This is a genomic window from Pantoea sp. BL1, from assembly GCF_000963985.1.
In the GTDB taxonomy this organism is placed as follows: Bacteria; Pseudomonadota; Gammaproteobacteria; order Enterobacterales; family Enterobacteriaceae; genus Pantoea; species Pantoea rwandensis_B.
This window is the reverse complement of sequence record NZ_JZRH01000010.1, coordinates 14,815-26,955: the sequence shown is the minus strand read 5'-3', so window position 1 is coordinate 26,955 and position 12,141 is coordinate 14,815. Positions and strand designations below refer to the sequence as shown.

11 protein-coding genes are annotated in these 12,141 nt (G+C 57.0%); 10 read left to right on the top strand and 1 reads right to left on the bottom strand.

Features of this window, described 5'->3' with window-relative positions; genetic code table 11:
• The first annotated feature begins 14 nt into the window (after positions 1-14).
• The 8 genes from phnL (at position 15) to phnE (VH86_RS06090) (ending at position 6,942) form a co-directional block, all read left to right on the top strand.
• A complete protein-coding gene (gene phnL, locus VH86_RS06125; protein WP_045815166.1) occupies positions 15-719 on the top strand; it encodes a phosphonate C-P lyase system protein PhnL in 705 nt (234 codons plus the stop codon).
• A complete protein-coding gene (gene phnM / locus VH86_RS06120; protein WP_038646252.1) occupies positions 716-1,852 on the top strand; it encodes an alpha-D-ribose 1-methylphosphonate 5-triphosphate diphosphatase in 1,137 nt (378 codons plus the stop codon). Before phnL ends, phnM begins: the two co-directional genes overlap by 4 nt.
• Positions 1,852-2,388 carry a ribose 1,5-bisphosphokinase gene (gene phnN, locus VH86_RS06115; RefSeq protein ID WP_045815164.1) on the top strand — a complete coding sequence of 179 codons (537 nt, stop codon included), beginning with the start codon at positions 1,852-1,854 and terminating at the stop codon, positions 2,386-2,388. Before phnM ends, phnN begins: the two co-directional genes overlap by 1 nt.
• Positions 2,385-3,155 (top strand): phosphonate metabolism protein PhnP, encoded by a 771-nt coding sequence (gene phnP / locus VH86_RS06110; protein ID WP_045815163.1) that lies wholly within the window; start codon positions 2,385-2,387, stop codon positions 3,153-3,155. The genes phnN and phnP overlap by 4 nt, the downstream gene beginning before the upstream one ends.
• 79 nt (positions 3,156-3,234) lie before the next feature.
• The gene (gene phnC, locus VH86_RS06105; protein WP_045832254.1) at positions 3,235-4,065 is read left to right on the top strand and encodes a phosphonate ABC transporter ATP-binding protein; all 831 of its coding nucleotides are present in this window, start codon (positions 3,235-3,237) and stop codon (positions 4,063-4,065) included.
• Positions 4,066-4,091: 26 nt separating this feature from the next.
• Entirely contained in the window at positions 4,092-5,018 is a 927-nt protein-coding gene (gene phnD, locus VH86_RS06100) for a phosphonate ABC transporter substrate-binding protein (RefSeq protein WP_034824564.1), read from the top strand.
• Between the two features lie 179 nt (positions 5,019-5,197).
• The gene (gene phnE, locus VH86_RS06095) at positions 5,198-6,061 is read left to right on the top strand and encodes a phosphonate ABC transporter, permease protein PhnE (protein WP_045815161.1); all 864 of its coding nucleotides are present in this window, start codon (positions 5,198-5,200) and stop codon (positions 6,059-6,061) included.
• Positions 6,058-6,942, top strand: a complete 885-nt coding sequence (gene phnE, locus VH86_RS06090) for a phosphonate ABC transporter, permease protein PhnE (protein WP_045832253.1) — start codon at positions 6,058-6,060, stop codon at positions 6,940-6,942. Before phnE (VH86_RS06095) ends, phnE (VH86_RS06090) begins: the two co-directional genes overlap by 4 nt.
• Here phnE (VH86_RS06090) and VH86_RS06085 read toward each other — a convergent pair.
• Positions 6,896-9,481, bottom strand: coding sequence for an ATP-binding protein (locus VH86_RS06085; RefSeq protein WP_045832252.1), 2,586 nt, complete (start codon positions 9,479-9,481; stop codon positions 6,896-6,898). The genes phnE (VH86_RS06090) and VH86_RS06085 overlap by 47 nt on opposite strands.
• 146 nt (positions 9,482-9,627) lie before the next feature.
• On the opposite strand from VH86_RS06085, the gene VH86_RS06080 reads away from it, so the two are divergent.
• Positions 9,628-11,133 carry a sugar ABC transporter ATP-binding protein gene (locus VH86_RS06080; protein ID WP_045832251.1) on the top strand — a complete coding sequence of 502 codons (1,506 nt, stop codon included), beginning with the start codon at positions 9,628-9,630 and terminating at the stop codon, positions 11,131-11,133.
• A gap of 10 nt (positions 11,134-11,143) precedes the next feature.
• Complete coding sequence (locus VH86_RS06075) at positions 11,144-12,127, top strand: ribose ABC transporter permease (RefSeq protein ID WP_038646270.1); 984 nt, start codon at positions 11,144-11,146, stop codon at positions 12,125-12,127.
• Positions 12,128-12,141 lie beyond the last annotated feature (14 nt).

Genomic DNA, 12,141 nt, shown 5'->3' with positions numbered 1-12,141 from the left:
ATCAGGACATCAACATGCAACCTTTATTGCGCGTAGAGAAACTTAGCAAAACCTTCGTGCTGCACAACCAGAGCAGTGCTGAACTGCCGGTGCTGCAGGATGCCAATCTTGAGGTCGGCGCCGGTGAATGTGTGGTGCTGCACGGTCGTTCCGGCAGCGGTAAATCCACGCTGCTGCGCGCGCTGTACGGCAACTATCAGGCCAACAGCGGCCATATCTGGCTGCAACATCAGGGCGCATGGATCGACATGGCACAGGCACCCGCGCGGCAGATTTTGGCGATTCGTCGCGAAACCGTTGGCTGGGTCAGCCAGTTCTTGCGCGTTATTCCCCGTGTGCCCACGTTGGAAATCGTCATGCAACCTCTGCTCGAACGCGGCGTGGATCGTGCTTTTTGCGAGAAGCGAGCCAAAGACCTGCTGACCAGGCTGAATGTGCCTGAACGTTTGTGGTCACTCGCGCCGTCCACGTTCTCGGGCGGTGAACAGCAGCGCGTGAACATCGCACGGGGTTTTATCGCGGATTATCCGGTACTACTGCTGGATGAACCCACCGCCTCACTCGACAGTGCGAATAGCGCAGCGGTGGTGGAATTGATTGAACAGGCGCGCACCCGTGGCGCCGCCATTGTGGGTATTTTCCATGACGAAGCGGTGCGCGCACGCGTGGCCGATCGCCTGCACGTCATGCAGCCGGTTAAAACAGGAGCAGAAGCATGATCGTCAATAATGTCCGTCTGGTGCTGGAAAATGAGGTTGTCGCCGGTTCGCTGGAGATCCGCGACGGTCGCATCGCCAGTTTCAGCGACAGCACCAGCCAATTGCCTGGTGCGTTGGATGGCGAAAACGCCTTCCTGTTACCAGGACTGGTTGAGCTGCATACCGACAACCTCGACAAATTCTTCACGCCGCGTCCAAAAGTGGATTGGCCCGCGCACTCGGCAATGAGCAGCCACGATGCGCTGATGGTTGCCAGCGGCATTACCACGGTGCTGGATGCGATTGGCGTCGGCGATGTGCGTGATGGCGGTCATCGCCTCGAGAACCTGAGCAAAATGATCAACGCCATTCAGGACAGCAACCGCAAAGGTATCAACCGGGTCGACCACCATCTGCATCTGCGCTGTGAGTTGCCACACAACACCACGCTGCCGCTGTTTGAAAAGTTGATGAGCACGCCTGAGCTGTCACTGGTATCGCTGATGGACCATTCGCCAGGCCAACGTCAATACGCCTCGCTGGAGATGTATCGCACCTATTACCAGGGCAAATACTCGTTGAATGATGAGCAGATGGATCAGTTCGAACGTGAGCAACTGGCACTGGCTGCCGAGTTCTCGACGCCGAACCGTAACGCCATCTCCAGCCTGTGCCGTTCACGGGGGATCCCGATTGCCAGTCACGATGATGCTACTGCCGCACATGTGGCCGAATCGCATGAGGTGGGCAGCACCATTGCGGAGTTTCCCACCACCATCGAGGCTGCACGCGCCTCGCGTGAGTGCGGTATGCAGGTGTTAATGGGCGCGCCGAATATCGTGCGTGGTGGATCGCACTCGGGCAACGTGGCAGCCTGGGAGCTGGCCAGCCATGGGCTGCTGGATATTCTGTCATCAGATTACTACCCAGCGAGCCTGCTGGACGCGGTGTTCCGCTTAGTGGCAGATGAACGCAACAGCCTGACGTTGCCACAGGCCGCCGCGTTGGTGACACGTCATCCCGCGCGTGCCATTGGCTTGCACGATCGCGGTGTGATTGGCGAAGGCATGCGTGCCGACCTGGTACTGGCGCATACCGAACATGGGCATCCACACATTCGCCACGTCTGGTCGCAGGGCAGGCTGGTGTTCTGATGGCGCGCCTGATCTGGCTCACCGGGCCTTCGGGCTCGGGTAAAGACAGTTTGTTGAATGCGTTACGCGAAGCGCCGCCAGATAACCTGGTGATCGCCCATCGCTACATTACGCGCCCGGCTGATGCCGGGGGCGAAAATCATGTGGCGCTGAGCGAGGCTGAGTTTCGGCGTCGTCAAGCCATGGGATTGTTTGCCATCAGCTGGCAGGCACACGGCCTCTACTACGGGCTGGGAGAAGAGATCGACCACTGGCTGGCGCGCGGGTTGAATGTGCTGGTCAACGGTTCGCGTCTGCATCTGCCGATTGTCGAGCAACATTACGGCACACAACTGTTGCCGCTGGTGCTGCACGTTTCGCCGGCGGTGCTGGAAATGCGCTTACGGCAGCGCGGACGTGAAAGTGAAGGGGAGATTCGTCAACGGCTGGCGCGCGCATCAGAACCGCTGCCTGCGCACTGCCATCCGCTCAATAACGATGGCGCACTCAGCGATACGCTCAACGGGTTGCGTCAATTGCTGGAGCATCCACCATGAAACTCACTTTTCTCGGTACGGGTGGCGTGCAGTCTGCGCCGCTGTTTGGCTGTGATTGCCACGCTTGCGAACGTGCGCGTCTTGAGCCAAGGCGCGCGCGTGCCGCGACCAGTGCACTCATTGACACGGGCAGCGAGCGTATATTGCTGGATGCCGGACGCCACGACCTGCATCAGCGCTTTCGACCCGGTGAACTGAGCCGTATTTTGCTCACCCATTTTCATATGGACCATGTGGCAGGACTGTTCAGTTTACGTTGGGGATTAGGTCAACCGATTCCGGTGTGGGCACCGCCGGATGAGAAGGGCTGTGATGACCTGTTTAAACATCCTGGTTTGCTGGATTTCCGTTCTGCCCTCACGCCTTTCGTCCCTCATCGCTTTGGTGCGTTGCAGGTGACACCTCTACCGCTGCAGCACTCAAAACTCACTTATGGTTACCTGTTCGACTGGCAGGGTACGCGCCTCGCCTGGCTTTGTGATACCTGTGGATTGCCGCCTGACACTGCAGATTTTCTTCATGGTCAACCGCTGGATCAACTGGTGATTGACTGCAATGACCCGCCACGAGAAAGCGTACGCAATCATAACGATGTGACGCGCGCATTGCAGATTATTGAACAGCTGGCACCGCGCCAGGCGTGGCTTATCCACCTCAGTCATGAGATGGATGGCTGGTTACTTAATAATCGCTTACCTGACAATGTGCTGGCGGCCACCGACGGCCAGACGATTACGGTCGGCTCCGCACTCAGTGTCACTGTTTAATCATTTAACTGTCATTAAGTCTTCATCGGATTTGCCCGTAATAACGGGCAATCAAGACCTCAGAGAGATGGAGTGCAACATGGCACAGGCATTACTGAAAACCGTTATCGACAATCCTTATGTTCCGCACGCCGGGCAAGGCAACAAGGTGCTGTCGGTGCAGGGACTGTGCAAGGCGTACGGCGAAAACCGCGTACTGGATAATGTCAGCTTCGATCTGCATGCGGGCGAGCTGGTGGCCGTGATTGGTCGCTCAGGCGCAGGCAAATCGACACTGTTACACATGCTGAACGGCACCATCAGTGCTTCGCAGGGTGCGATTCTCAGTCATCGTCAGGGTGAAGCCGATCGTGATGTGGTGACGCTCAATAGCCGCCAGATGCGCGAATGGCGCAGCGAATGCGGCATGATTTTCCAGGATTTCTGTCTGGTGCCGCGTCTGGATGTACTGACCAACGTACTGCTGGGGCGCCTGAGCCAGACTTCAACACTGAAATCCTTCTTCAGAGTGTTCTCCGAAGCGGACCGCGCGCAGGCGATTGAGCTGCTGCAGTGGATGAACATGCTGCCGCAGGCGCTGCAGCGTGCGGAGAACCTGTCAGGTGGGCAGATGCAGCGCGTGGCGATTTGCCGTGCGCTGATGCAAAACCCGCGCATTCTGCTGGCAGATGAGCCGGTGGCCTCACTCGATCCGAAAAACACGAAACGCATCATGGATGTGCTGCGTCAGGTGAGTGAGCAGGGCATCAGCGTCATGGTGAACCTGCACTCGATTGAACTGGTGAAGCAGTACTGCACCCGTGTTATCGGCATTCAGCGCGGCAAAGTGCTGTTTGACGGACATCCTTCTCAGTTGACCGATGGCTTGCTGCATGAGCTGTACGGCGACGAAATTAACCAGCTCCACTAACTTCCACGGCAAGAGAAAAAACACGAATGAAACTGACCTCTTTAGCTTTATTGACTGTTGCAATGACTTTTGGTGTTAACGCAGCGGATGCACCAAAAGAATTGAACCTCGGGATTTTGGGTGGACAGAACGCCACTCAGCAGATCGGCGATAACCAGTGCGTGAAAGATTTCTTCGACAAAGAGCTGAACGTCGATACCAAAATGCGCAACTCGTCTGACTACTCAGGCGTGATTCAGGGCCTACTGGGTAACAAAATTGATATGGTGCTGAGCATGTCTCCAGCATCTTATGCGTCGGTTTATCTGCAGAACCCGAAAGCGGTTGACGTGGTCGGCATCGTGGTGGATGACAAAGACGGATCTCAGGGTTATCACTCAGTAGTGATCGTGAAAGCAGACAGCCCGTACAAAAAGCTGGAAGACCTGAAAGGCAAATCCTTTGGTATGGCCGATCCGGATTCAACTTCTGGCTTCCTGATGCCAAACCAGGCGTTCAAGAAAGAGTTTGGTGGCACGGTTGACGACAAGTACAACAACACCTTCTCCAGCGTGACCTTCTCTGGCGGCCACGAGCAGGACATCCTGGGTGTGCTGAATGGTCAGTTTGAAGGTGCTGTGACCTGGACTTCAATGATCGGCGATTATGACAAGGGTTATACCTCTGGTGCCTTTGGCCGCATGATGCGTATGGACCAGCCTGACCTGATGAAGAAAATCCGCATCATCTGGCAGTCTCCGCTGATCCCGAACGGTCCAATCCTGGTGAGCAACAACTTGCCCGCTGACTTCAAACAGAAGCTGGTGGCTGCGATCAAGAAGCTGGATAAAGAAGACCACAGTTGCTTTGTTAAAGCGGTGGGCGGTGCTCAGCACATCGGCCCGGCAACCGTTGCCGATTATCAGAACATCATCGATATGAAACGTGATTTGATGAAAGGTTCACGCGGTTAATGAACCTGCGGGGCAGGTGTGCTGGCAAAGCATACCTGCCTGATGCGCTTGCAGAAAACCGTAGCGGCGCGATGAATCGCGCGGTTTTCACTCGCAGATGAGCGGGTATCAGTGCGCAATGAATCGTGCCGCTACACCGTTGTGCCACGCAATATTACCTCCAATACAGGACATCCCCCTTGACCGATTTCGAACACTACTACCAACGCATCCGTCGTCAGCAAAAACGCGACACTGTGCTCTGGTCGCTTCTGTTGGTGGCGCTCTACCTCGCTGCGGGCAAGATGGCGGAATTCAATCTGGTCACCGTCTGGCAATCACTGCCACACTTTTTTGATTACATCGGCGAAACCGTGCCGGTGTTGCATTGGTCGGTGTTGTTCGCGGATGTCAAAACCGAAGGCTCGCTGGCCTACTGGGGCTACCGCCTGCATTTTCAGCTGCCGCTGATTTGGGAAACTTTGCAGCTGGCGCTGTCGTCGACCATCGTTGCCGTGATGATCGCTGGGGTACTGGCGTTTTTCGCCGCCGACAACACCCAAACGCCGCGCAGCGTCCGCTTTGCGATCCGTGCCTTTGTCGCTTTCCTGCGCACCATGCCTGAACTGGCGTGGGCGGTGATGTTCGTCATGGCGTTTGGCATTGGGGCGATTCCCGGCTTCCTCGCACTGGCGCTGCACACCGTGGGAAGCCTGACCAAACTGTTTTATGAATCGATTGAGAGCGCTTCGGACAAACCGGTGCGCGGCCTCGCGGCCTGCGGCGCCACCAAATTACAGCGCATGCGCTTCGCCTTCTGGCCACAGGTGAAACCGACGTTTCTCTCCTACAGCTTTATGCGCCTTGAAGTGAACTTCCGTTCTTCCACCATCCTCGGATTGGTCGGTGCGGGCGGTATCGGCCAGGAGCTGATGACTAACATCAAGCTGGACCGTTACGATCAGGTCAGTATTACGCTGCTGCTGATCATTGTGGTGGTGTCGCTGCTGGATACGATATCCGGCTGGTTGCGCCGTCGCGTGGTGGAAGGGGATATCAAATGATCGCATTAGCACCGGATGTAGCGAAACTGAAGCAGGAACATCCTGCACTGTTCGCCGCCCAAAACCGTTATCTGCGCCGGGTGGCTGGCATTGCACTTGCCATCGCGCTCTATTACCTGTTCTTCTTTGAGTTCTTTGGCATTGAGTGGAGCCGAGTCATTATCGGTTGCGAGCAACTAGGGCGTTACTTCCTGCGCATGTTCGTTTGGCAAGACTTTATGAACTGGCCATTTGGCTATTATTTCTCGCAGATTGGCATAACGCTGGCGATTGTATTTGCCGGGACATTGACTGCATCGCTGATCGCGTTGCCAGTGTCGTTCCTTGCAGCGCGTAACGTGATGCACGATCCCATTGCCCGTCCGATCTCCTTAGTGGTGCGCCGTTTGCTCGACATCCTGCGCGGTGTCGATATGGCCATCTGGGGCCTGATCTTCGTGCGTGCGGTTGGCATGGGGCCGTTGGCGGGCGTGCTGGCGATTGTGGTTCAGGATGTGGGCTTGCTGGGTAAACTGTATGCGGAAGGGCATGAAGCGGTTGAACGTTCGCCAAGCCGTGGTTTAGGTGCGGTGGGGGCCAATAGTCTGCAGAAACATCGCTTTGGCATCTTTACCCAATCCTTCCCGACCTTCCTGGCGTTGAGCCTGTACCAGATTGAATCCAATACCCGTTCGGCGGCGGTACTTGGCTTTGTCGGGGCAGGTGGCGTCGGCCTGGTGTATGCCGAGAACATGCGTCTGTGGAACTGGGATGTGGTGATGTTCCTGACCATCCTTCTGGTCGGCGTGGTGATGATTATGGATGTCATCTCCAGCAAATTGCGTAAACGCTACATCACGGGGAAACCGTTGCCGCTGTGGCAGCCTGCCGTGCGCGATTAAGCCGTTCACTGCGTTGCCAGGCGCGCTCCAGCGCCTGCGCCAACTGCACCTGTTGCCAGGGTTTTGCCAACCGTTCACACAGCGGCAAAGTGACCTGACTTTGACGCAAATCCTGACCGCTAATCAGCAGCGTGGCCAGTTCCGGCCACTGCTGTTGTGCCTGACGAATCACATCCGCGCCGTTTAACGCCCCGGGTAACATCAAATCACTGATCAGTAACTCAATGTCCGGCGTCTGCCGCAGCAGCGTTAACGCGGATTCGCCATCGTCACACTCTAATGTGAGATAGCCGAGCTGATGCAAGTGCTCACACAATGTCTGCCTGACGGCGGGTTCATCATCCAGGACTAACACCAGACGGTCGCTGCTGGCAACTGGCGTGAATTCCGGCAGCGCCGGTGCAGACTGGGCCGCTTCCGGTGCACGCGGCAGTAACAGGCGCACGGTGGTGCCCTGGCCGGGGGCGGTTTCCACCTCGATCTGTCCGCCAGATTGACGCACAAATCCATACACCATCGACAACCCAAGTCCGCTGCCGCTGCCGGTCTCTTTGGTGGTGAAAAATGGCTCAAACACCTGTTCTCGCACCTCGGCTGACATGCCGCAGCCGTGATCGATAACTTCAATGGTCACGCGATCGCGTTTGCCATCCGCTTCCTGCATTCGCTGATTCCAGATGCGCAGGCGAATTTCCCCGCTTTGTTTCTCCATGGCATCGCGCGCATTGACCACCAGATTCATCAGCGCATTTTCCAGTTGCCCGGCATCGATCCACGCTGGCCAGCCGGGGCGTTGCGCATCTACCACTAATTGCTGACCGGGCAACAGTGAATGCTGCAACAGTGAGTGAAGATTATCGACCAGCTCAATCACTGATACCGCACGCGGATATAGCGACTGTTTACGTGAGAAGGCCAGCAGCCGCTGGGTAAGCTGTGCCGCGCGGTCGGCCGCCAGCCGCGCACGATCGATTCGACTGGCCAGCGAACCAGAGGGGAGTTGGCCCACGGTGAGCGCCAGACTGCCAATAATCACGGCCAGCAGGTTGTTGAAGTCATGAGCGATGCCGCCGGTGAGTTGGCCCACCGCTTTCATTTTTTGGCTGTGTAGCAGCGCTTCTTCCAGCGCCTTGCGCGTGGTGCGCTCCAGTACGGTATTGACCATGCCACGGCGTGGCACCGGGCTAAAGCGCAGTTCCAGCGTGCGGCCGTCGGGCAGGCGAACTTCCTGCGCATCGTGCAGGCTGGTGAGTTGCACATCCATCCGCTCTAGCAGACGTTGATAATGCAGGCCGCGATGCAGGTCGCGCGCCGGAATGCCGAGCAACTCGGCATATTGTGCGTTCCAGACCACCAGTTGCCCGCTGTTATCGAACAGCGCAAAGCCATCGCGCATCGCGAGGAAAGTGGATTCCAGTTGATTACTTTTCTCTTTTAACAGGCGCGAAGTATGGGCCAGTGAAGCGGTATTGCGCGCAAAGACGTTAAAGGCGCGAGCCAGATCGCCAAGCTCATCACGGCGGGCCAGTCCCGGAACATTGACGCTTTTCTCGCCCTGGGCCAGACGCGTCATGGCGTGGGCGATAGCGGTCAGGCTCGAACCGAGATTACGATAGATGTAGTAACCCGCGTAACCGGTGATCAACAGTGCCAGCAGCATAAACAGGCCAATAAACCCGATGATGGAGTCCAGCTCCTGATGCGTCACCGTGCTGCGTGCATCGCTCTGCTGCGCGACCAGTTGCACATAATGGGTGATGTCACCATTCAGCATCGCGACCAGTGCTTTGATGCGATAGGTCGCGTAGGCAATGGCGATATCGCTCTGCTCAAGCTGTTGAGCGACGGGTTGTAAGCTGCGCGTGGTGTCGACCAAGCGGTCACGCTGCATCGCCAGCGCATCCTGTAGCGGCAGGGCGGACCAAATGGGCAGTACCTGTTGTAATTGCTGTTCAGCAGCTTGCGGTGCCGTGGACTGGATCGCCACCTTTAACAGGGCATCCGTTTGCTGGCGCAGCGGCAAAAAAGCGCCGTCGCTGGCGAGTACATCAATGCGATTCAGCAGCAATTGCGCCTGCCACAGACCACTCAGCATCACGTTGCGTTGTAAGTGGCGTTGATGACCAACACGCAGCAGCTGATTGATGCTCTGTTCAAGCATCTGGCTGCGTTCACGAATGCGCGCCAGCAGTGCGGGTTGCTGTGCGGCCAATGGCGCGTTCGCCAGCAGGGATAAAGACTGCTGCAAGGCTTGCTGCGTCTGTTGCAGACGTGCCGACTCGCTCTGGTACTCCAGCGCACCCACCACCTGCGCCAATCGTACGGCGGCGGTGGCCACATTGGCCGTATCCCGCGCCAGCGCCAGGCTGCCGTTCATATCCGCTAGCGTTTGCGCCTGTGCCTGCTCCTGAATGTGACCCGCGTGGCGAAATCCAAAAATAGCCACCAGGCTCACCGCCAGCGTCACGCTCACCACTAACAGGTTAAACAGCAGCAAGCGACCCCGTGCGCCAGCGTGCCAGTGCAGACTCTGACTCATTTGCGGACACTCCTTACCTCTCAACTCCCGGCGAGTATAAAAGCGTGAACGGGGTGCAATATGACAAATATGAATGGCCGCTGACATTTTCCATTTATCTGGCGTTGCAACACTCGGCGACAACTTCACACAGCAGGAGCCTGGCGATGGCGGCGACACCGATATTAGAAATGCGCGAAATCACCCGACGCTTCGGCAGCTTCTACGCCTTAAAAGGCGTGGATCTGACCGTGTGGCCGGGTGAAGTCCATGCACTGATGGGCGAAAACGGTGCCGGAAAAAGTACGCTGATGAAGATTCTGGCCGGTGCATATATCGCCAGCAGCGGGGAAATTCTTATTGATGGTCAGCCCTACGCCATTAAAGGCCCGAAAGAGGCGCTGGCAGCGGGCATCACACTGATTTATCAGGAAATCAATCTGGCGCCCAATCTCACGGTGGCAGAGAACATTTTTCTCGGCAGCGAGATCACGCGTGGCGGGCTGGTGAAACGTCGGCAGATGGCAGAAGAAGCACAGCAGGTGATTAATCGTTTGGGTGCGCAATTCAGTGCAACCGATCTGGTGAGCAGGCTGAGCATCGCCGAGCAGCAGCAGGTGGAAATCGCCCGCGCGCTGCATCGCAACAGCCGCATTCTGGTGATGGATGAACCCACGGCTGCGCTCTCCAACCGTGAAACTGAGCAGCTTTTTGCGCTGATTAAACGCCTGCGCAGCGAAGGCATGGCGATCATTTATATCAGTCATCGCATGGCGGAAGTGTATGAGCTCTCCGATCGCGTCAGCGTGCTGCGCGATGGGCAGTATGTCGGCAGCCTGACGCGTGACCAACTGAATGCCAGCGAACTGGTGCGCATGATGGTCGGGCGTCCACTCAGCGATCTGTTTAATAAAGACCGCAATATTCCCTTCGGTGAGGTGCGCCTGGCCGTTAATCATCTCACCGATAACCGTAAAGTGCATCCCAGCAGTCTCTCGGTGCGCGCCGGGGAAATTGTTGGGCTGGCAGGTTTGGTCGGCGCCGGGCGCAGTGAGCTGGCACAGCTGATTTTTGGCGTGCACCAGCCGAAAGGTGGCGAGATCTGGATCGATGGGGAGAAGGTGAAAATTCACTCCCCGCGGGATGCCATAGCACGTGGCATTGGTTTCCTGACCGAGAACCGTAAAGAGCAAGGGCTGTTTCTGGAACTGGCCGCGCAGGAAAACATCGTGATGGCCACGCTGGAGCGCGATGCCAGCTACGGTCTGCTCAATCGGCGCAAAGGGCAAAAGATCGCTGGTGATGCCATCGAATCACTCAATATTCGTGTGCCGCACGCCCAGGTGCGGGCAGGTGGACTATCGGGCGGTAACCAACAGAAGCTGCTGATTTCACGCTGGGTGGCAATTGCACCGCGCATCCTGCTGCTGGACGAACCCACGCGCGGCGTGGATGTCGGCGCCAAAAGCGAAATCTACCGCATGATGAATCAGATGGCGCAACAGGGCGTGGCGATATTGATGATCTCCAGCGAGCTGCCGGAGGTGGTCGGGATGAGTGACCGCGTCTACGTGATGCGCGAAGGCAGCATTGCGGGCGAGTTGAGCGGCGCAGAGATCAGCCAGGAAAACATCATGACACTGGCCACCGGCGCACAGCCGGTTCAGGCCTGAGGAGACCGAAATGACCAGTGAAACCGCACGCGTAAAAAGTCCTACGCTCAAACGCGCCTTAATGAGCGATCTGCTGCAAACGGTAGGCATTCTGCCGATTTTGATTCTGATTGTGGCGGTATTTGGCTTTGTCGCACCGAACTTCTTTACCGAAGCCAACCTGCTGAATATCACCCGCCAGGCCTCGATCAATATCGTGCTGGCGGCAGGCATGACCTTTGTCATCCTCACTGGCGGGATAGATTTATCCGTCGGTTCGATGCTCGGCACCACGGCGGTGGTGGCGATGGTGGTGTCACTCGATCCCGCCTTTGCCGGGCTGACGATACCGGCGGCGCTCGGCGCAGGGCTGATTATGGGGCTTTTCAACGGCATTTTAGTGGCTTGGGCCGGTTTACCGCCCTTTATCGTCACGCTCGGCACCTATACCGCCTTGCGCGGCGCGGCTTATTTGCTGGCGAACGGCACCACCGTCATCAACTCTGATATCAATTTTGAGTGGATAGGCAACGGTTATCTCGGGCCGATCCCATGGCTGATCATCATTGCCTTTGCCGTCATCGCGCTGTGCTGGTTCATTCTGCGCCGCACCACCCTGGGCGTGCACATCTACGCTGTGGGCGGCAACATGCAGGCGGCTCGTCTTACCGGCATTAAGGTCGGCATGGTGTTGGTGTTTGTCTATGCCATGAGCGGCATGTTGTCGGGATTGGGCGGATTGATGAGTGCATCGCGCCTTTACAGTGCCAACGGCAATCTGGGGGTGGGATACGAGTTGGATGCGATAGCGGCGGTGATCCTGGGCGGTACCAGTTTTGTCGGCGGCATCGGCACCATCACCGGCACGCTAATTGGTGCGCTGATTATCGCCACGTTGAACAACGGCATGACGCTGATGGGCGTGTCTTACTTCTGGCAACTGGTGATCAAGGGCGGAGTGATCATTATTGCCGTGCTGATCGATAAGTACCGTACGCGTCATCACGTGGGTTAAGGGCTATTTGCAAC